The organism is uncultured Methanospirillum sp. (assembly GCF_963668415.2).
GTDB lineage: Archaea > Halobacteriota > Methanomicrobia > Methanomicrobiales > Methanospirillaceae > Methanospirillum.
This window is the reverse complement of the sequence record NZ_CAXXDL010000001.1, coordinates 1,157,915-1,178,858: the sequence shown is the minus strand read 5'-3', so window position 1 is coordinate 1,178,858 and position 20,944 is coordinate 1,157,915. Positions and strand designations below refer to the sequence as shown.

The 20,944-nt window shown below is 46.0% G+C and carries 13 protein-coding genes, 3 tRNA genes and 2 rRNA genes; 14 read left to right on the top strand and 4 right to left on the bottom strand.

Translation table 11 applies throughout. The annotated features are described in order from the left end of the window. Positions 1–50 precede the first annotated feature (50 nt). The 10 genes from ACHZA2_RS05365 (at position 51) to ACHZA2_RS05320 (ending at position 8,687) form a co-directional block, all read left to right on the top strand. Positions 51–123 (top strand) — tRNA-Ala (locus ACHZA2_RS05365). Between the two features lie 118 nt (positions 124–241). Continuing rightward, a 23S ribosomal RNA gene (locus ACHZA2_RS05360) occupies positions 242–3,172 on the top strand. Positions 3,173–3,238: 66 nt separating this feature from the next. Further along, positions 3,239–3,310, top strand: a tRNA-Cys gene (locus ACHZA2_RS05355). A 3-nt stretch (positions 3,311–3,313) separates the two neighbouring features. Next, a 5S ribosomal RNA gene (gene rrf, locus ACHZA2_RS05350) occupies positions 3,314–3,435 on the top strand. A 13-nt stretch (positions 3,436–3,448) separates the two neighbouring features. Beyond that, positions 3,449–3,523 (top strand) — tRNA-Glu (locus ACHZA2_RS05345). A gap of 627 nt (positions 3,524–4,150) precedes the next feature. Beyond that, on the top strand, positions 4,151–5,089 hold the full coding sequence (locus ACHZA2_RS05340) for a substrate-binding domain-containing protein (RefSeq protein ID WP_319578848.1): 939 nt from the start codon (positions 4,151–4,153) through the stop codon (positions 5,087–5,089). A 33-nt stretch (positions 5,090–5,122) separates the two neighbouring features. Continuing rightward, complete coding sequence (locus ACHZA2_RS05335) at positions 5,123–5,809, top strand: ABC transporter permease (RefSeq protein WP_319578847.1); 687 nt, start codon at positions 5,123–5,125, stop codon at positions 5,807–5,809. 3 nt (positions 5,810–5,812) lie between these two features. Then, entirely contained in the window at positions 5,813–6,901 is a 1,089-nt protein-coding gene (locus ACHZA2_RS05330; RefSeq protein WP_319578846.1) for an ABC transporter ATP-binding protein, read from the top strand. A gap of 15 nt (positions 6,902–6,916) precedes the next feature. Then, positions 6,917–8,026, top strand: coding sequence for a putative sulfate/molybdate transporter (locus tag ACHZA2_RS05325; protein WP_319578845.1), 1,110 nt, complete (start codon positions 6,917–6,919; stop codon positions 8,024–8,026). A gap of 118 nt (positions 8,027–8,144) precedes the next feature. After that, complete coding sequence (locus ACHZA2_RS05320; RefSeq protein ID WP_319578844.1) at positions 8,145–8,687, top strand: hypothetical protein; 543 nt, start codon at positions 8,145–8,147, stop codon at positions 8,685–8,687. A gap of 12 nt (positions 8,688–8,699) precedes the next feature. On the opposite strand, the gene ACHZA2_RS05315 is transcribed toward ACHZA2_RS05320, so the two are convergent. The 4 genes from ACHZA2_RS05315 to glp form a co-directional block, all read right to left on the bottom strand. After that, positions 8,700–9,950, bottom strand: a complete 1,251-nt coding sequence (locus ACHZA2_RS05315) for a Coenzyme F420 hydrogenase/dehydrogenase, beta subunit C-terminal domain (protein WP_319578843.1) — start codon at positions 9,948–9,950, stop codon at positions 8,700–8,702. Continuing rightward, positions 9,947–12,019: a formate dehydrogenase subunit alpha gene (fdhF, locus tag ACHZA2_RS05310; protein WP_319578842.1), complete on the bottom strand. Its 2,073-nt coding sequence runs from the start codon at positions 12,017–12,019 to the stop codon at positions 9,947–9,949. Before fdhF ends, ACHZA2_RS05315 begins: the two co-directional genes overlap by 4 nt. A gap of 125 nt (positions 12,020–12,144) precedes the next feature. Beyond that, positions 12,145–14,022 carry a molybdopterin biosynthesis protein gene (locus ACHZA2_RS05305; RefSeq protein WP_319578841.1) on the bottom strand — a complete coding sequence of 626 codons (1,878 nt, stop codon included), beginning with the start codon at positions 14,020–14,022 and terminating at the stop codon, positions 12,145–12,147. Beyond that, positions 14,016–15,218: a gephyrin-like molybdotransferase Glp gene (glp, locus tag ACHZA2_RS05300; protein WP_319578840.1), complete on the bottom strand. Its 1,203-nt coding sequence runs from the start codon at positions 15,216–15,218 to the stop codon at positions 14,016–14,018. Before glp ends, ACHZA2_RS05305 begins: the two co-directional genes overlap by 7 nt. Before the next feature lie 1,258 nt (positions 15,219–16,476). Between glp and ACHZA2_RS05295 the strand changes: the two genes are divergently transcribed. Genes ACHZA2_RS05295 through ACHZA2_RS05280 form a run of 4 tightly spaced genes read left to right on the top strand, consistent with a single transcriptional unit; the run spans position 16,477 to position 20,932 of the window. Then, positions 16,477–16,878 (top strand): molybdopterin dinucleotide binding domain-containing protein, encoded by a 402-nt coding sequence (locus ACHZA2_RS05295; protein ID WP_319578839.1) that lies wholly within the window; start codon positions 16,477–16,479, stop codon positions 16,876–16,878. Continuing rightward, positions 16,878–18,197 (top strand): formylmethanofuran dehydrogenase subunit B, encoded by a 1,320-nt coding sequence (locus tag ACHZA2_RS05290; RefSeq protein WP_319578838.1) that lies wholly within the window; start codon positions 16,878–16,880, stop codon positions 18,195–18,197. Before ACHZA2_RS05295 ends, ACHZA2_RS05290 begins: the two co-directional genes overlap by 1 nt. 11 nt (positions 18,198–18,208) lie before the next feature. Further along, positions 18,209–19,906, top strand: a complete 1,698-nt coding sequence (locus ACHZA2_RS05285; protein WP_319578837.1) for a formylmethanofuran dehydrogenase subunit A — start codon at positions 18,209–18,211, stop codon at positions 19,904–19,906. A 15-nt stretch (positions 19,907–19,921) separates the two neighbouring features. Then, positions 19,922–20,932, top strand: a complete 1,011-nt coding sequence (locus ACHZA2_RS05280; RefSeq protein WP_319578836.1) for a formylmethanofuran dehydrogenase subunit C — start codon at positions 19,922–19,924, stop codon at positions 20,930–20,932. The last annotated feature ends 12 nt before the right edge of the window (positions 20,933–20,944 follow it).

The window sequence follows — 20,944 nt, the reverse complement described above, 5'->3', positions numbered from 1 at the left end:
AACGGGTGCCGGACAGACCATAAAACCATCAGTATTCCAAATAAAATGGTGGGCTCGTAGCTCAGTTGGAAGAGCGCGGCGTTTGCAACGCCGAGGCCTGGGGTTCAAATCCCCACGGGTCCACTGCCAGTGCACCAGGTGATGCAAATCGCCGGGGAAGGGCTTGAGACCCCGTGAAATCGGGGCGATGATAGGCCGTGTATAGGAATTGCTGCGTTTAGGACGTTAAATGGGTTTGACGGAACTGGACGAGCTTTATACCTGTCAGTGGATGGCTCGGTTTGGGAGCCGACGAAGGGCGTGCCAAGCTGCGATAAGCCCCGGGTAGGCGCATGGAGCCTATGAACCGGGGATTCCCTAATGGGCCATCCTGATACGTTACGTATCAATCCTGTATAGGATGGGGAACGCCCCGAATTGAAACATCTTAGTAGGGGCAGGAGAAGAAACCAAACGGGATGTCGTTATTAGAGGCGATCGAAAGCGACAGAGTTCAAACTGAATCCTTCGGGAGATGTGGTGTTGATAGGCCCGCCGTATGGGACATATTTCCAGAACAGAAGTTGTCTGGAACGGCATACTACAGAGGGTGACAGTCCCGTATGTGTATGGAAATGTGCTCTGGCGGAGTCCTGAGTAACGTGGGTCGGAATTCCCGCGTGAATCTGGGGGTCACTAACCTCCAAAACTAAATACTCCCCAAAACCGATAGCGTAATAGTAGCGTGAGCGAAAGCTGAAAAGCAACCCTAGAAAGGTGTTGAAAAGTGCCTGAAACTGACAGGTGATAGCGTGTTATGGCGCGAAAGGATCTTTCAAGCGAAGGAATCCGCAGTGATGCGGTAGTACGGGTTTGAATGCCGGTGTCATAACGTACGTTTTGAAGAACGGGCCAAAGAGTTTATTCTGCTGGCGAAGGTTAATTCTTAAAAGGAAGGAACCGAAGGGAAACCAACAAGTCCGTAGCCGTAAGGTGTGGGACGGCGTATTAATAATGCGCGGAGTCAACAGGATAAGACCCGAAGCCTGGCGATCTATGCGTGGGCAGATTGAAGCGTGCCGAAAGGTGCGTGGAGGATCGCAAGCGGTTTTGATATGCAAATCATTCGCGTGACCTGCGTATAGGAGTGAAAGATTAATCGAGCCAGGCATCCGCTGGTTCCTCTCGAAACATGCCGTAGCATGACCTGACCGGAGATCGACAGTGAGGTAGAGCACTGATTGGGGAAGTGGGTGACGAAAGTCGTCCCTCTCCTGTCAAACTCCAAATTCCCTGTCATCTAAGATGGTCGGAAGTCCGCATTACGGGGTAAGCTTGTAATGCGTAAGGGAGACAACCCAGACCGTGGTTAATGTCCCTCAGTGCAGGCTCAGTGTAAACACTGAAAGTGGTCCTGGGTCAAAGACAACTGGAAGGTGAGCTTAGAAGCAGCTACCCTTTAAAAAGTGCGTAACAGCTTACCAGTCAAGATTCAGGGCGCTGAAAATGGACGGGGCTTAAGCCTGCCACAGATACCACGGACCATACGTAAGTATGATGGCGTAGAGAGGCGTTCTGCATGGGCGGAAGCAGGGTCGTAAGGTCCTGTGGACCGTGTAGAAATGAAAATTTTGGCAGTAGTAGAAGCTTAAGTATGGTGAGAATCCATACCGCCGCAGGGGCCAGGTTTCCTCGACAATGTTCGTCAGTCGAGGGTTAGTCGGTCCTAAGTTGCACCGTAACTCGAGTGTAGCGAAAGGGAAACAGGTTAATATTCCTGTACCTGCTCCAGACAATCCTGACGCTTCCGGATATGCTCAGCGGGACTGTCGTCCCGTCTAAGCGGTATATGCGACTCGGAGTACCGTAATGGTGAGAAGGTTGCTAACCCGTTATGGGGTAACAGAGCAAATTCCAGGAGCCCGTGAAAAGGGTGGATGCAGTCCGTACCAAGAACTGACACAGGTGCCCCTCGCTGAGAAGGCGAAGGCGTGTCGGAATTAATCGTGTTAAGGGAACTCGGCAAATTAGCCCTGTAACTTCGGGATAAGGGGTGCCTGCCCAGAGATTGGGCAGGTCGCAGTGACAAGGGCGCTCCGACTGTCTAATAACAACATAGCAGACTGCAACTCCGAAAGGACTAGTATAGTCTGTGATTCCTGCCCAGTGCGAGTATCTGAACACCGGGTTCAACCGGACGAAGGACTCGTAAACGGCGGGGGTAACTATGACCCTCTTAAGGTAGCGTAGTACCTTGTCGCTTAATTGGCGACTTGCATGAATGGAATAACGAGAGCGCTACTGTCCCTAACACGAATCCGTTGAACCTTTTGTACTAGTGCAGAGACTAGTGACTCCTTATGGGAAGTGAAGACCCCGTGGAGCTTTACTGCAGCCTGTCGTTGGATTACGGTATTACCTGCGCAGGGTAGATGGGAGGCGTCGATCCAACTCTTGTGGGAGTTGGTTAGCCAACGATGAGACACCATCCTGGTTTTATTGTAATTCTAACTGAATTGTTTCAGGACATCGATAGGTAGGCAGTTTGGGTGGGGCGCCACACCCTCGAAAAAATATCAAGGGTGCCCTAAGGTCAACTCAAGCGGGTCAGAAACCCGCTGGAGAGTGTCAAGAGCATAAGTTGGCCTGACGCGATTGCGCATAGCAAGCAATCGCGAGAGGAAACTCGGGTCTAACGAACCAATACGCCCTTTTGGTGAGGGCTATTGACTACAGAAAAGCTACCCCGGGGATAACAGAGTCGTCGCCGGCAAGAGCACATATCGACCCGGCGGCTTGCTACCTCGATGTCGGTTCTTTCCATCCTGGCTGTGCAGCAGCAGCCAAGGGTGAGGTTGTTCGCCTATTAAAGGGGATCGTGAGCTGGGTTTAGACCGTCGTGAGACAGGTCGGTTACTATCTATAAGGAGTGTCAGAAGTCTGAAGGGAAGAATGAAATAGTACGAGAGGAACTTTCATTCGGCGCCTCTGGTCGATCGGTTGTCTGACAAGGCACTGCCGAGCAGCTACGCGCCAAGAGATAAAAGCTGAAAGCATCTAAGCTTGAAACTTACCCCAAAAAGAGACTTCAACAAGACCCGGATAGAAGATCCGGTTGATAGGATCGGGATGTACGCACGAAGGCAACGACGTGTTCAGTCCGCGATTACTAACAGTCTTATTCTTCCAGTTCTTCAAACCCAGACGAAATTCTAAACGCAGCACATTCCAATACATAGTCTTGACTAACTCAAGCTAAGCCAAGGTGGCGGAGCGGCCACGCGGTTGACTGCAGATCAACTATACTCCGGTTCAAATCCGGACCTTGGCTCTCAATAGCGGCCAAAGCAGGTGTGATACACCCGGTCTCTTTCCGAACCCGGAAGTTAAGACACCTCACGTAGAAGCCAGTACTGAGGTACGCGAGTCCTCGGGAGAACCTCTACGCTGCTATTGTTCTTATTCTAACGCTGATATAGTGTAGTTCGGTCAATCATGTTGGACTCTCACTCCATCGACTGGGGTTCAAATCCCCATATCAGCATCCTGACAGTTTGTCCAAATCCATAATACTCCTTTTTCCATCAGATTACTGACCACTCAATAATGTCCCTGATCGCTCACCTCAGTGATAACGATCGGTTTCATGGTTTCAACTTCGATTACCTAAGTTGATCAAACAGAAGCATACATACAAAAACGGCATGATGATTCTCAGCAGGCCCAATTTATGAAAATGCAATTCATTTTCATGACAACATACAAAAGAAGTGAACAAACCCATATCACATGTCGGGTGAAAGACCATCAAGTCAGAAGATGTCGAGATGGCTATTGAAAACATCTAACTTTTTCCTCGAATATTTTTGGTCGAACTTTTCCAGACCCACCCGGTGATGAGTATATTTTTATTTCTACTGCTTGCGCAAAATTCCTTAAGTCATACTTTTTTTACTATATGACTAACTTTCCGATATCTTACAATTGGTAATTATTTACTTTCAAAGATCTTTTTCACCACAAATCACCGCATCTTCCATATTTATTTTTATTTTATTATATAAGACAATTAAAAACACCAAACGATTCTAAAATGTAATTTAAATAAATCTCTGTCAATAATATCAACTTGATTAAGTTTATATGATTGTGAAAAAGAGGGTATTACGATATGATGAAGAGAGCAGTACTTGGGACTATTCTACTGATTGCTGCATTGCTCCTATGCAGTGGAGTAGTAGTTTCTGCAGAGAAGATCAAGGATATCAATGGGACTAAGCATGCCGAAGATCGGCTCTTGATCGGAACTACTACCAGCCTTGATGCAACCGGGGTTCTTGATGAACTTGCCAAGCAATTTGAGGCTGAAAATAATGTCAAAGTTGAATGGATCGCTGTAGGAACCGGCCAGGCCATTGGATATGGAAATTCTGGAGATGTTGATATCGTCATGGTTCATGACAGGGCTGCAGAGAACAAGTTCCTTGATTCTGGTAATGGACTTGATCGGAGAGTCTTTGGATCCAACTACTTCATGATTGCAGGCCCGGAATCTGATCCAGCCAAGATCGCAGGTAAGAGTGCAACTGAAGCATTCAAGACTATTGCAGATGCAGGAAAGACTGACAGCAAAGTTGTCTTTGTCTCACGCGGAGATGGATCCGGAACCCATGCACGTGAAAAACTCCTCTGGAAAGGTGCCGGTCTCGATTACTCTGAAGTAAACAAGACTTCGTGGTATATCGATGCAGCATCAGGAATGGGTCAGACCCTCAACATGGCAAACGAGAAGGATGCGTATGTATTAACTGATTCTTCGACCTACAACACAATGGCTGGAAATCTCACTCTCAAACCAGTAATCACTGATGGTTCTGATCTCCTTAATGTGTATGCAGTAATTCGGGTCAATCCGGAAAAATTCTCCGATGCAGGCATAAATGTTGACACTGGAAAGAAATGGGAGAACTTCCTCATCAGTGATGCAACCCAGAAGTGGCTGGCCGATTTTGGAACTGAAAAGTATGGAAAACCACTCTTCGTTCCGGCAAAAGGCGATGCTGCAAAATTAAATGTTACTGATGAAGAAATTTCCAGTCCGGTTGCGTAAACCTTTACCGGTTAGACCTCTTTTTTTATACTGATGGAAGACCTCGCATCAGCGATCTATACTGCAATTACGCTGCTAATTACATGGAATCCTGATGTTATTGAGATAACAGCACGAACCCTGGAGATTACATTTACATCAGTGGCAATAAGTACAATAATTGCTCTTCCTTTAGGGACCCTGATAAATTTCAACCAATTTAGAGGAAAGAAGACATTAATCAGCCTGATTCAGACATTATACTCACTCCCAACTGTGATAGTCGGGTTAGTCTGCTATATGCTCCTCTCACGTACAGGTCCACTCGGGTTTTTAGGATTTCTTTTTACTCCAAACGGTATGATCTTTGGTCAGACCATTCTTGTAATCCCGATAATGACTGGATTGACAATAGCAGCCCTGCAGAACATAAATCCAATCATAACTGATACAATCCGGTCACTTGGAGCCACAAAATACCAGTTTCTCATGAGTCATATCAGAGAAGCAAGATTTACAATAATGGCAGCGGTTGTGATTGGATTCTCCAGAGCAATATCTGAAGTTGGAGCAGCTATCATGATCGGTGGAAATATTAAAGGTCATACCAGAGTTCTGACCACTGCGATATCCCTCCAGACATCAATGGGAAATTTTACTCTTTCTCTGGCTCTTGGAATAATCCTTCTGGGCATTGCGTTGATCATCAATTTACTAATGGGTTACCTCCAACAGCGGTGAATCATGATACAATTACAAGAGATATCAAAATCCTTTGGAGATCGTCTAATCCTCAACAATATAACTGCAGAAATTCCATCCGGGAAAATTTTTACCATCATCGGTCCATCAGGACAGGGGAAAACCACTCTCCTCAGACTTATCAATCTCCTCGATACTCCATCCAGCGGCCACATCACCGTTAATGGTATTCCTCTTTCGAATCATAAAAACACCACCGATACCAGACGTAAAATGGGAATGGTTTTTCAGACTCCGGTAGCATTCAACGAAACTGTGTCGGCAAATATCGCTATGGGTTTGAAATATCGGGGTGTTTCTAAGGAAGAGATTAAGAGGCGAGTGCTCGAGAAGATCGATGAGATTGGGTTATCCGGATATGAACATAGAAAAGCCCGAACTCTTTCAGGTGGAGAGATGCAACGTGTCTCACTTGCCCGTGTCATGATCACAAACCCTGATCTCCTTCTTCTGGATGAACCAACTGCGAACCTTGATCCAGTGTCTACAACAAAAATTGAGGAACTCATCAGATACTACAACCGGACCTGCGGGACTACTGTAATCATGTCATCACATGATCTCTATCAGGGTCAACGAATGGCTGATATTATTGCTGTAATGATGGATGGGAGATTTGTTCAGTTTGGTGAGACAACTCATGTTTTTTCAGAACCGTGCTCGGCAGATGTAGCACGGTTTATTGGAATTCGAAATATTCTCCCGGGAGTAGCAAGCCCGTTTGATAATGGTCTTGTTCAGGTAGATCTCGGTGGTGTGATAATTTACTCAATGAGCTCTATTCCACAAAAAGAAGTGATGGTTGCTATAAGGCCGGAAGAGATCACATTGCATATTGATGAGAGAGGAAAAACCAGCGCAAGGAATGTCCTGTCCGGAATAATTACTGATGTTCAGCCTTATGGTGTCATCAATCATGTTCTGGTCTCTTGTAATGGCATAGTTCTGGCATCACAAGTTACGCTACAATCAGTCCGGGAGATGAATCTCAAACGGGGAATGGAGGTTCAGTTGTCATTTAAAGCACCTTCTGTTCATCTGATGCCACAAAACCTGACTGTTCAAGTATAGTCATATCAGAATTGTATGATATCGCTAGGAGATTTTACAGGATCTGTAGGAAATTTTGGCACAATACTCCCACTCTTAGTCGCAATATCTGTGACATCGGGGATGTCACTCTCCCTAATGCTCCTTTTATGTGGAGGATGGTACATCCTTTCAGGAATTATCTATAAAGTACCCGTCTCTGTTGAACCGTTAAAAGCAGTTGCAGCGATCTCCATTGCCGGGCATTTCTCTCCAGAAATTATCATAGCATCTGGAATTTTAATTGGAGTTTTCTTTATATTTCTGGGTGTTTTTCATGGGATGGACTTGATACAACATCATATCCCGTCATCAGTAGTAAGAGGCCTCCAGTTAGGTCTTGGATTCATCCTTTTAAAAAGTTCATTACTTGATTTTGGACTATTGGATAAACCATCATTTATCATTGGAATCTTGTGCATAGTTCTTGTGTACCTTTTCAGAAGGATCAGACAAACTCCTGATTTTTCAGCACTCTTATTATTTGTATTGGGAATTGCCTGCGTTTTGTATAGTTATGGAATACCGCAATTGAACCCTCCTGTTCTTCCAACATTGGTTCTTCCCGCCATATCTGATTTTAATACTGCAGGGATGAATCTGGTTCTCCCCCAGATACCGATAACGATCGCGAATGCAATTCTTGCAACATCTCTTCTTATCAGTGATCTCTATCAATACAAAGTCTCCCCAAATAAGTTGAGTATTTCTGTAGGGTGTATGAGCCTGACAACCTCTATGCTTGGGGGATTTCCATTATGTCACGGAGCCGGGGGTGTTGCGGCCCATCGCAGGTTTGGAGGAAAAAGCGGATATACGATGATAATAGGAGGAGTGATCCTTATCTGGCTTGCATCACTTTTTACAAATCCTGCCCTGATTCAGAGTTTCCCCCAGGGACTATTTGGAGTGCTCCTGATGGTTGTGGCGGCAGAGTTAATCGCTCAGGGAATCCGTACTGATAATCGCTTCATCTCCGGATGTATGGTACTCATAGCCATATTTGGTGGAATGGCACTATCATTTATTGGGGGGGTTATCATTGCAATGGCATACCCACATCTGGAAACTTACATTTCCAGGAAAGGACTCCAGAGAAGGATATGAGGATGAATACATATCATCATTTGATCAGTGTATAAGACCAATCATACACCGGTTCTCGCATTCAAATCGTATGGCTCTTATTGATCTGAAACAAATTGAATAATAATCAGGTAGTGCAGTGAAAGTAATCAAGATCCCATCTCTCCTCTCAAGTGTTATCATTACCGCCCTCTCCGGTATTGACCTGATGGAGTTCACCCTTATTAATCATTGCCATTACTGTAAGGGACCCGTTAAATTTCATGATGTCAGATTGAAGCGTTTTGCTACAGTCATCGAAAATGGGGAGAAACGAATAATCAGTGTTCGGGTCTATAGATATTACTGCCAGGAGTGTGGAAAATTATGTTATGCCCGTGCTCCGTTTTACCCGAATACAAAATTTGGATCACCTGTAGCTGATCTCTGTATGACACTGGCCTGGGATCACTCTTTTAATCACGCTTCAAAAATACTCAATTCTGTAGGTGTAGTGATAGACCGGGGAACTATCAGGAATTTTTTGGCACATGAGATCCCTCCGGTAAGTTATGCCAAGATATACGGACTACCTATTCCTCTTTCAATATGTTATCTGTCAGACCTCTTCTCCCGTAAATACTGGAATTACCCGGTGACACAAGAGGAGATACTGGAGGTTTGTGGGTTTCCAACAAAATAGGATGAGTCTGTTTCAATACTCTCCCTGATCACGAAATACCTCAATAACTTTTTCAAAGGTATTTCCGTAGTTGTGTTCCCACTCTTCCCACTCATTCACTTTTGAAACGACAGGGATTCCTCGATGTTCACCGGCATGGTATCCGAACATCGTCTCTAATTCTGTCTGAAGTGCATGCATATACAAGGAATTGGGGATTTCCATAGGACAACGCTCCTCACATTGACCACAATTGATGCAGGAGTCTGCGATATGTGAGGCTCTGATGAGATGAAACATAAATGGGGGAGGAACCTGCCCGGGCTTGACGAGCCAGGGTTTTTTGGTTTGACAATCTTCACACACACAAAGGGGACAACCTTCAGTACACTGATAGCACTTGATACACCGGGACATATCAAGCATCATGCTCTTCAGTAACTGGTCACCAGGTGGGATTTTTGAAAACTGATCAGTGCGACATTTCAAGCTGAGTGCCTGCATTGCTTCTTCAACACGGGATCGGGCTTCAACTCCATGAGGGTCTGCAGCCTCAACCATGATAGCATGATTATTGATTGCTGATTCAAGAGTTACCGCGCCCTTTTTGCTGCATACCTCTATGCATGTGGTATTCCCGGTATATTCGCCGATTACTCCCCAGTCTCCACAAACAAGATCACATTGCCTGGGAATTCTCGTCTGGCACCGCTGACAGCACAATCTCCGTCCATATCCCTCTTGTTCAAGGTCTTCGATTGGCAGTGAATACATAGTATCTGAAGTTTCAACCTGGCACATTCCATGTGCAAAATAGATGGAACCAACAGTGTCTGGATCAAGACCATATCTCTGACGAACCATTTTCCTGGCAATAATCGGATTTATGGTCCCGCTGCAGTTTAACCCAATGAGGATGAGATTATCAAGATTTATCCGATTTCTTTTAGCAAGTTCGATGATTGCCTTTGCTTCACACCCTTTTACGACTACTGCAACATTCTGCCCGGGATTGCTCTGAAGGTACCGGTATAGATATTTGGCATTGAGGAGAGTTCCACAATACAATGACCCTGAACATAAAGCAACCTCATGGTGGTCAGTTAATACTGCCATAGAAGCATCATAGATGTCAGCCCCTTTTTTCATCACTACGGCGGCATCAACGATCCTGCTTTCGAGTAGATGAACAAGTAATCCTGAAACAAATCCTCCAGAACTTCCTCCTTCCCGGATTATCGGATCTGTTGACCAGGCATAATACACATCCCCTGAGCGGATCATTCCTTTTCTTCCTGATATTTCTTGATGGATATTGCAGCCACTTTATACTCAGACATGTATGGTAGCGGTTCTGATGAGTTTAATTCCACGTTTGCAGATACTCGTTCGATAAAGTGAAGAGGGATAAATGCGGTCCCCTTTTTAATATCCCACAATACCCGCACTTTACAGACAAGAGAGCCTTTCCTGAATGTCACCTTGATCAGATCATTACTGCTGATCTTCAGAATTTTCGCATCTTCAGGATTCATCTCCAAATATCCTTCATTCACCTCATCATTCAGGTTTTTACATCTCCTCGTCATAGTACCTGACTGCCAGTGCCAGATCAACCGGCCGGTGGTTAATCGGAAAGGGAATTTTTTATCAGGGAGATCTGCAGGTTCTTTCCATTCTACGGGGAAAAAGACACCTTTTCCATCAGGATGTGCAAAATGATCAGTATACAGGATCTGAGTTCCCAACATAGCTGATTCAGTACATGGCCAGTGTATGCCCTCAGGTCTGCTGACATTCTCCCATGTCATTCCCCGGTATTGTGGAATGGCAGAGCACATCTCCTCGAAAATTTCTTTTGCATCATTGTAATCGAACTGCTCAACATATCCCATCTTTCTGGCAAGAGCAGTGATAATTTCATAATCTGGTTTAGCTTCACCAGGTGGATCAACCGCTTTTCTGATTCGTTGGACTCTGCGTTCAGTATTTGTTTGAGTTCCATCCTTTTCTGCCCAGCATGCTGCTGGAAGAACAACATCAGCGTACTGACAAGTTTCTGTGAAAAAAATATCCTGAACTACGAGAAAGTCAACTTTTTTTAGTCCATCGATAATTATTGTAGGATTAGGTTCAGAAACAACTGGGTTTTCTCCGATAAGATACATGGATCTGATGTGTGGGGATGATGATCTGAGCTGCTCAAACATGGTATTGATATCATATCCTTCGCGAGGTTCACAGATGCCATCAGGAAATCCCCATAATTTGGATATCCTCCTATGAGCAGTTCCATCGGTTATTGCGCTGTATCCGGGGAAAAAATTTGGAAGACAACCGGCATCACAGGCTCCCTGCACATTATTCTGACCACGTAATGCATTAACGCCAGTCCCAGGACGACCGATGTTTCCGGTGAGCATCATCAGATTTGCAATAGATTTTACATTATCTACCCCGGTTGTCTGTTGGGTAATGCCCATTGCGTATAATATTGTGCATTTTTTTGCCGTTCCGATCCATTCAGCAGTTTTTCTAATCAGGTCCGGAGTTACCCCACATAGCCCCCCTGAAATCTCCGGTTCATAGCGTCTCTGCAGGACGACCTTTTTTACTGCTTCGAACTGGTTTGTTCGTTCAGAGATGAATGATTGATCATGCCAACCGTTCCTGATGATCTCTCCCATGATACTATTGAGGAGAAGAACATCTGAACCGCTGTAAAACTGAATAAAGAGATCAGATTGGACTGCAGTTGGAGTGAACCTGGGATCTGCAGAGATTACATGAGCACCGCGTGAACGTGCTTTGATGATCTGTCTTCCAACAAGGGGATGCTGTTCAAGAGTATTACTCCCGAGACAGAGGATGCAGTCAGACTCACTGATATCTGGAATCGAATTGGTCATCGCATTGCATCCAAATGCAAGGTTAAGGCCAACCATTGTGGCGGAATGACAAAGGCGGGCACAGTGATCGATATGACGGGTCTTCAGAACCCCCCTTGCAAATTTCATTGCAAGATAATTATCTTCATTCGAACACCGTGCTGATGTGAGTACTGCCAGTTCCTCTGGTTTATATGAAGAAAATTGCTTGGCGATCAGATTAAGGGCAGCTTCCCAGTCTGCTTCATAAAAAATATCCCCTTTTCTGATCAAAGGCTTTTTTAATCTATCTGGATTTCCTATGAACTGGTGACAATACGTTCCCTTCGGACAGACACGTCCTTCATTTACCGGTGATCGATAATATGGAGCAGTTCCGATAACCTTCCCATCCTCCACCATGAGATTTAGTGAACAGCCAGTACTACAATACGGGCATGTGGTAGTGACCTGAGTGAACGTCATCGATAATATCTCTGTAATAAATAGGGAGATGATGGTAGTTATTATTCATTCCCATGTAAGAAATTGAAAAGAGAATTGAGAGAGTTCTTACATAGGAAATGTCAGGGATCCTGATAGATCCAAGGTTAGCCACACCTTCGTATCACTCCTGTTTTCTCAATCTCATATCCTCCTAGTTCAGTGAGTACTCTCTTGAACTCCGGGGTTTGTATGAGATCAGCAATTGCCCTGATACGAGAATCGCTTTCATATAATTTTCTGGTCGTTACAAGTTCGTATCTTTCAACACCAACCGGGATGAATGAAAGTGAAAAAGAATGAGCTGCACTATAAACTGCCATACCAAGATCAGCATCACCGCTTTTCACTGCAAGACAAACGCCGAGATGAGTGGTCGCTTCTCTGTCATATCCATCAATCTGTCCGGATACGATTCCCTTCTGCTTCAGGAGATGATCAAGAAGCATTCTGGTTCCTGATCCCCGCTGGCGGTTTATAAACCTATGAGTTGTAAGTGCATCAAAGTCTAGTGAGTCCCGGGAGACCATACCCTGTACTCGTTCTGCCACACATATCAGAACCAGTTCTTCACCAGGGAAATACTTCTGCAGGTATGGAATGTTATATTGTCCATCCTCTGCAAGCATATGCATCGGTGCAAGGTGGCAGTATCCCCGTTTTAACGTTAAAAGACCTCCCATACTTCCTACGTGTAATGAAGCAATTTGGATTCCAGAAGGTCTGATCAAATTGGCAAGATGATCAATAACCGGATCATGACTCCCTGTGATCATCACAACCTGTTCTGCAACGGAAGGGCTTACTGTCAGATAAGCGGTGGTTTTTTCACCTGCTTCCAGCCCCTCTTGAGCGGATGGGATCTTCAGATATGCATTTGCTCTCACCATGCTCATCTGAACTCCTGAACCACGGGAGAGTGGAGAAGCAATCCAATCATCGTGTATTTTTCCAACAGTCGTTAAAACAAATTCATCTGTTCCTATCGATGAGTGCAATGCACTTGCCAACTGAACTGGAATGGATTGAGGTTCCGGAATGGTAAATCCATACCAGGAAAGGAGAGGCACAACAATCTCACGGAGTATGGTATGGCAGGCAATTGGGTATCCTGGCATACCGATGACCGGCCTGCAATTAATTTTTCCTAATATAACCGGTTTTGCAGGTTTGATAGCGATGCCATGAATGATTACGGAGCCTAACTCTTCAATAACCTGGGCTGTAAAATCTTTGGTCCCTTTGGATGACCCTGCAGAAATGATAACAACATCATGCGTTTCTGCGGCTTTTTTTACTACATCACGGATCTTGTCCAGATCGTCGGGTATGATTGGGTAGTGGGTGACAGATACACCGGCTTCAGAGAGCATAGCTGATGCCATGTACATATTACTCTCAATTACCTGGCCAGGAAGCGGTTTCGTCCCGACTGGTATGATCTCACTTCCGGTTGGGATCAGGGCAATCTTGAGATCTAGAACTGGCACTTCTGGTACCCCATAACTGATCATAGCACCGATATCGACCGGTCGAATCCGGGTGAGGGAAGGAATGACCATTTCTGTCTCTGCAATATCCTCCCCGACTGGTCTGATATGTTGCCATGAGTGAGCTGCAGCGAAGATCTGGTATGAACCGTTCTGTTCCATGACATCTTCTATCATGATCACAGCATCAAACCCGTCAGGAATTACATTTCCAGTATTAACTCGTTTAAAATTCGCGAGGGTGAGCGGGTTTTGATCTGTCGCTCCTGCAGTTTCAGCACTATTTACGGCAATACCATCCATGGCTGAAAGATGTGCAGCAGGAATAGATAACGGAGATAAAACGGCTTCTGCAGTAATCCTCCCACTTGAGTTCTGAACCGGAATTTTTATAATGCCGGGAATACATGAAAACTGACCCTGGAATATTTTCAGGGCCTCATCAAGGGATGTGAGTGTGAGATACCGGGTCGCTCCATCAAAATCCTTTACCATATAAGAACCTCAACAATCTCTCCTGCTTCGTATCCTTCAACAGATCCAGGTATTCTGATAATTCCATCACTTAAGAGAAGAGTATTCGTAAGTCCGGATTTTCCCAGTACCGGGAGAATAAACTTTCCATCAAAGACACCCCTGACATAATCTTCTCTTCCCTGTACTGATTTTAGAGGGACCATTAATGGGGCATGGATATATCTTTCAGAAGAGGTGACTCCCCTCATTCCCTTGAGGAGTTCCCGAACAAGAACAAGGAGTATAATATATGCTGATGCCGGGTGACCGGGAAGTCCAATTACCGGCTTTCCATTTGCAGTTCCGATAATAGTTGGTTTTCCCGGTGAGATGGCAATACCATGAACCAGAACCTCTCCGCGGGAGGCGATGATATCAGCACACATATCCCGTTCCCCTTTTGAGCTACCTCCGGATATCAGAACAGCGTCACATGAAGCCAGAGCCTCGTCAAGTGCCTGAGTCAAGGAGTCGCGGTCATCAGGGATGATACCGTACACGACCGGAATACAACCTTCCTCTGATACAAATCCGGTACAAAGCCAGGTGTTTACATCCCGGATCTCTCCACCTTTCGGTTTTTCATCGACCGGTACCAGTTCATTCCCTGTTGAAATGATACCTATACGTGGTCGAGATGTAACAGTAACACTGTTGCAGCCACAGGCAGCCAGCACTCCGCAGACCCGTGAATTGATTATTGTTCCAACTTTAATTGCCGGTCGATGAGTTCCAAAATCTTCTCCTTTGGAGATCTTATTCTCACCTACAGAAACAGGCTTGTGTATGAGAATCTGATCATCAAGTTCCTCACAATATTCGATCATGACAACTGCATCGGCCCCACATGGAAGAACTCCTCCTGTGGGTATGTATACACAGGAGCCAGGCTGAAGAGAAATACTCCTGTCTTCTCCCATTGCCACCCTTCCTGATAATGATAGCATAGTCGGAATCGATTCGCTGGCACCGACGGTATCTGAAGCATGAACAGCGTATCCATCTACTGTTGAGCGATCAAACCCGGGGATATCCACATCAGAGGTAACATCACAGGCTAGTGCTCTTCCGATCGAATCTGATAACGGTATGATCTCAGGTTGTGTTGGAGTTGCGATCTTTCTAATAATTTTGATTGCTTCTCCAACAGAGATGACTGAAAGAAACCGGGTCATGAGAAACGGCCTGGTTGACAGGTACGAATTTTAATTGAGTGCTCACTGCAAAATCTGGAAATTTCCCGCTTTGTAATGCCAAACGTATCAGGTATCTCTAACGCTTTGTTACAGGAAAGATCTGAAGGTACCCCTTCCTGCTCAAAGATAGACTGTATCTTCTCTTCATCCATATCATTCAGTCCTAACTGTATTGGGAGAATAGTAGTGATAAACCTCTCATCCTTATTCCGGGTCTGGGTTCGCAGACATACTGTTCAAATATCTCGCACTGAATAGTCAATGTTTGATTACCAGGTTTTTATTTTATCTTTTTTCATTTGAAGTATATGATTACTCTATACTTAAGAAAAAATTTAGACGTTTCGATTAAAAAAATCCTGGCATATCATCTATAAATCATCAAGTCTGCGGCACCTTGTAAGTTCATAGGTTTCTTGAAGAATGTTGTCACGGATATCACTTGGTATATCAATAAAATCGGATTTTATCGGATTACTGGGCACGCAACCAATAGTAAAGATCAAAAAATAAAAAAATTGGATAGTAAATGATTATTATCTAATCCTAGCTGGTCTTCTCACCATATTTCACAAAATGTGGTCCGCAACTGCCATATGACTTATATATTCAAGGGCCCCATCATGTATTGCTCGGTTAAAAAGGTCGAGCAGAAACAATAAAGGTGTTCCGGCAGAATCAACCCGAACCATGAGGTGTTTTCCCGAGTTCATGCTTCATGGTGATTCTGCCTACCGAGGAAAAGTGCAGAAGATTTCTGCAGCTATTTGTTTGCCGGTCATAGTATATCAACCAGATTGGGATTCTGGTTTTCCGGATAGAATTCTAGCAAATTCAATTTGATTGCACGATTCATACTGATTCACTATAAATATCCATAAGTGCGGCATACGATCTGGGAATTAGTCTTGGCATGAAAATCCCCAGAAAAAATATATGTGTGGTGCTCAGAATTTGGAAGATATTTGCGAGATAGCGCAAAGAACATTTTTGTAGATCAATTCAACACACAATCAATTTTAACAATCTATTATTTATATTCTGTAACTCTGATCACCAATTTTCACAACTTTATTAGATCTGAATGATGTTACTTAAATAGTACTTCAGAAGAAGTTCTATTACTGTAACGTGACAGTGTAGTTTCAGGCCGGCCTGCGAGTCACAGCATGGTGGGATCAACCAGAATACTACAACTGACCACATTCAGAGCATTTGTACCAAACTGAGGAACACAATGAGCTCGATTACGATCAACCTGATATCAGGTCGCACCATCCAACAGGGAGTCTCGATGGAAGGTGGCAAGGAGAAGAATAACTACCGCCTTGCCTGTGGAATCATCGAGATGGATGAAGCCGAATTTAAAAAACTCGGCGTTATGAAGAACACCAACGTGAAAGTGTCAAGCGAATTCGGGAGTGTTGTAGTCAAGGCAATAGCAGCAACACAGGGACCGCACCCGGGCATAGCATTCATTCCGATGGGACCCTGGGCAAATAAGGTAACCAGCACTGAGACCTACTCGACTGGCATGCCCACGTTTAAAGGAGTGCCGGTAACTGTTGAACCAGCTCCAGAAGAAAAGGTCCTCTCCTCAGTCGAACTCGTTCGCGAATACTGTTTTGGTGATAACTGATGTCAAAAACGATCACTGATGTAGTCTGCCCGTTCTGTGGTACGCTCTGTGATGACCTTATCGTCACCACCGATGATGAAGGGAAGAAGATTCTGGGTGTTGACAACGCCTGTGCAATCGGGGCCGAGAAGTTCATTCACTCGTCTGACCATTCCCACCGGGTCACCAGACCACGCAAGATGCAGGAAGACGGTTCTTTTAAAGAGATATCATACGAAGAAGCGATCGAACACACTGCAAAGATCCTTTCAAACGCAAAAAAGCCACTGATGTACGGCTGGTCTTCAACTTCATGCGAAGCAGACAGTGTCGGCCACGAGATTGCAGAACTCTGTGGTGGTATTGTTGATAACACTGCAGCAGTCTGTCACGGAACCACCCTAATAGCTGTTCAGAATGTGGGTATCCCAAGCTGCACACTTGGAGAAGTCAAGAACCGTGCAGACCGGATCATCTTCTGGGGATGCAACCCGGCACACGCTCACCCACGCCACATGTCCCGGTACTCTATCTTCCCACGTGGATACTTCACCGGGAAGGGAGCAAAACAGAGGAAGATCATCGTCGTAGACCCACGTCCAACCGACACTTCAACCCTTGCTGATATCCATCTCCAGGTTGAGCAGGGATATGATTACGAACTCCTCCAGGCACTTCGTGCAGCTCTCCGTGGCGAACCTCTTGTCGGTGATATCATCGCAGGTGTTCCAAAGGAGACTGTATACGAAGCTGTTGAAGTTCTCAAGTCCGGACGGTTCGGAGTCATCTTCTTCGGTATGGGTGTTACCCAGTCGCTTGGAAAAGACCACAACATCGATGCAGCCATCTGTCTGACCAAGGATCTCAACGACTACACCAAGTTCTCGATCGTTGCAATGCGTGGTCACTACAATGTGACCGGATCAGGTCAGGTGCTCGGCTGGCAGTATGGATTCCCATACTCTGTTGACCTGTCACGTGGATTTGCACGATATAATCCCGGAGAGACCGGCTCTATCGAGGTCCTCAAACGCCAGGAGGCAGATGCAATCTTTGTGCTTGGTAGTGACCCGGGTGCACACTTCCCGATGAAGTGTGTCAAGGAGATCTCCAGACTCCCCTCTGTTGCAATCGATCCACACATCACACCAACCACTGAAATCTGTGACGTACACGTCCCGGTAGCATTCGTCGGTGTTGAAGTCGGTGGTAACTGCTATCGTATGGACAACGTCCCAATCGAGGCACGCAAAGTTGTAGAACCACCAGAGGGCATGATGACCGACCAGCAGTTCCTCACTGAGGTTCTCGCGAGAGTAAAAGAGCTCAAGGCTAACTAGAGGGAGAGAACATGAGCGAATATATCATCAAAAACGGAACTGTCTACGACCCGAAGACCGAGGTCAAGGGAGAGGTCAAGGATATCTGTATCAAGGACGGCAAGATCGTAGACAAGGTCTCTTCCAAGGCAAAGTCCATCGATGCCAAGGGCAAGACCGTCATGGCAGGTGCAGTCGAGATTCATGCACACGTAGCAGGACCAAAAGTCAACGAAGGCCGGAACTACCGACCTGAAGATAAACTCTTCTCCTACCAGCCAGGCGGAAAGCACACCCGCATGGCAGGTGGATTCTCTATCCCAACCACGTTCAAGACCGGGTATGAGTATGCCAAGATGGGATACACCACCGTCATGGAGGCAGCAATGCCACCACTCTACGCCCGCCACGTGCATGAGGAGATCAAGGACACACCGATCATCGACGAGGGTGCATTCCCGGTCTTTGGAAACAACTGGTTTGTCTTTGAGTACCTCAAGAACAACGAGATGGACAATGTCATGGCATACATCTCCTGGCTGCTTAAGACCACCAAGGGATATGCAATCAAGATTGTGAACCCCGGTGGTTCAGAAGCCTGGGGATGGGGAGAGAACTGCACAACCATTCATGACCCGGTTCCGTACTTTGACATCACCCCTGCCGAGATCATGAAGGGGCTCCTCACTGCCAACGAGAAGATGGGCCTCCCACACTCGATCCACGTTCACACCAACAACCTCGGCAACCCGGGAAACTACACGGATACTCTTGATACCTTCAAGCTCGCCCAGGGTGTCAAGCCGAACAACAAGTTTGGTCGTGACCAGGTCTTCCATCACACCCATGTCCAGTTCCACTCCTACGGTGGAGACAGCTGGCTGAACTTTGAGTCCAAGGCCAAGGAGATCATGGACTATGTCAATGCAAACAAGAACATGACCATTGACCTAGGCTGTGTGACCCTCGACGAGACCACCACGATGACCGCTGACGGTCCGTTCGAGCACCATCTGACAACCCTCAACCACCTCAAGTGGGCAAACGTGGATGTCGAACTTGAGACCAGCTCAGGAATCGTGCCATACGTCTACGATCCGAACGTCAAGGTTTGTGCAATTCAGTGGGCAATCGGTCTCGAACTCGCTCTCTATACGAAAGATCCAATGAGATCCTTTATCACCACCGACCACCCGAACGCAGGACCATTCACCAGGTACCCACGGATCTTCAAGTGGCTCATGTCTGACAAGTCCAGACAGGAGATGCTCAAGGGATTCAAGTACTCTGACAAGGTCATTGCAGCAACCAACCTTGCATCTCTCGACCGTGAGATCACCTTCTACGAACTCGCACAGATGACCCGTGCAGGTCCGGCAAAATCCCTCGGATTAACGAATATGTTCGGAGGACTCGCCCCGGGCATGGAAGCAGATGTTGTCATCTACGACATCAATGAAGCCAAGATCAAGGATCCAGAAGAGATCGAGAAGGCATTCAGTGCTGCAACCCATGTCTTCAAGTCAGGTACCCTTGTTGTAGACAACGGTGAGATCGTCAGCAACGGAAACAAACGTACCCTCTGGGTTGATGCAAAAGTTCCAACCAATGAACAGGTTGAGCGTGATGTGCAGATGAAGTTCCTGAAGTATTACAGTGTCAACCTGAACAACTACGAAGTTTCAGACCACTACGTTGCAAACCCGTACGTGATCGAGGTTGAGAACTGAAGGGGGGAAGGGAAAATGGATACTGTAAAACTTACCGCAAAAGTTGTTCCTGAACTCTACCTTGAGGCTGAACACATCTCTCCTGATGTGTTTGCAGGCAAGAGCACCCAGGAGATTGGGGATCTTTCTGTTCACATGGGGAACCAGACCTACAAGATCGCAGACTACTTCACTGTTGAAGGAAAGGCCGGAGCCACCGCTGCAGATACGAAGATCGTTGTTGCAGGCGATGTCAGTAAGGTCAAATATATCGGCATGAAGATGACCGCCGGAGAGGTCGAAGTCCTTGGTAATGCAGATATGTATGTCGGTGCCTGGATGGCCGGCGGAAAAATCCTTGTCAAGGGCAATGTAGATTCATTTGCAGGAATTGCGATGGTCGGTGGAGAACTGATCATCGAAGGGAATGCAAAGAACTACATCGGTGCAGCCTACCGTGGCGACTGGCGTGGTATGCAGGGTGGTAAGATCGTCATCAAGGGCAATGTAGGATCTGATGTCGGTTCAAACATCAATGGCGGGACCATCGATATCGGTGGCAACGCAGATGTTCACCTTGCAACCCATGCAGATGGTGGAACGATCATTGTTCGTGGTGTCGCAAAAGGCCGTGTCGGTGGCCAGATGGTCAAGGGAGATATCTACTGCCTTGGCGGTGTCGAGCGTATGATGCCCTCATACAAGTACGACCACACCGAAGAGGTTGAATTTGACGGCAAGATGATGAACTTCCAGGTGTACTTCGGTGACCTTGGAGAACGTCACGGCAAGAAGAAAGGCGAGATCATCTACGGGAAGATCTATCTCGGATCAGTAGAAAAATCAGATGCAACAGAAGCAAAGGTTGCTGTACATTCAGAGAAGAAGGTTCGTCTGAACGATCTGCAGACGAATCAGCTGGCATCAGCACTGAAAGAGATGAAGGAGCCCAGTGTCCAGGAAGTCAGGGCATACATCTTTGACAACTTTGACGTTGACATGAAACCTTCTCAAGTCTCCCGCCTGATCTCAACCCTGAAGCGGTAATCACCGCTTCAT

Coding starts and splice junctions, on each gene's coding strand:
- ACHZA2_RS05340 (WP_319578848.1), top strand. CDS start 4,151: ATGATGAAGAGAGCAGTACTTGGGACTATTCTACTGATTGCTGCATTG.
- ACHZA2_RS05335 (WP_319578847.1), top strand. CDS start 5,123: ATGGAAGACCTCGCATCAGCGATCTATACTGCAATTACGCTGCTAATT.
- ACHZA2_RS05330 (WP_319578846.1), top strand. CDS start 5,813: ATGATACAATTACAAGAGATATCAAAATCCTTTGGAGATCGTCTAATC.
- ACHZA2_RS05325 (WP_319578845.1), top strand. CDS start 6,917: ATGATATCGCTAGGAGATTTTACAGGATCTGTAGGAAATTTTGGCACA.
- ACHZA2_RS05315 (WP_319578843.1), bottom strand. CDS start 9,950: ATGATCCGCTCAGGGGATGTGTATTATGCCTGGTCAACAGATCCGATA.
- fdhF (WP_319578842.1), bottom strand. CDS start 12,019: ATGACGTTCACTCAGGTCACTACCACATGCCCGTATTGTAGTACTGGC.
- ACHZA2_RS05305 (WP_319578841.1), bottom strand. CDS start 14,022: ATGGTAAAGGATTTTGATGGAGCGACCCGGTATCTCACACTCACATCC.
- glp (WP_319578840.1), bottom strand. CDS start 15,218: ATGACCCGGTTTCTTTCAGTCATCTCTGTTGGAGAAGCAATCAAAATT.
- ACHZA2_RS05295 (WP_319578839.1), top strand. CDS start 16,477: ATGAGCTCGATTACGATCAACCTGATATCAGGTCGCACCATCCAACAG.
- ACHZA2_RS05290 (WP_319578838.1), top strand. CDS start 16,878: ATGTCAAAAACGATCACTGATGTAGTCTGCCCGTTCTGTGGTACGCTC.
- ACHZA2_RS05285 (WP_319578837.1), top strand. CDS start 18,209: ATGAGCGAATATATCATCAAAAACGGAACTGTCTACGACCCGAAGACC.
- ACHZA2_RS05280 (WP_319578836.1), top strand. CDS start 19,922: ATGGATACTGTAAAACTTACCGCAAAAGTTGTTCCTGAACTCTACCTT.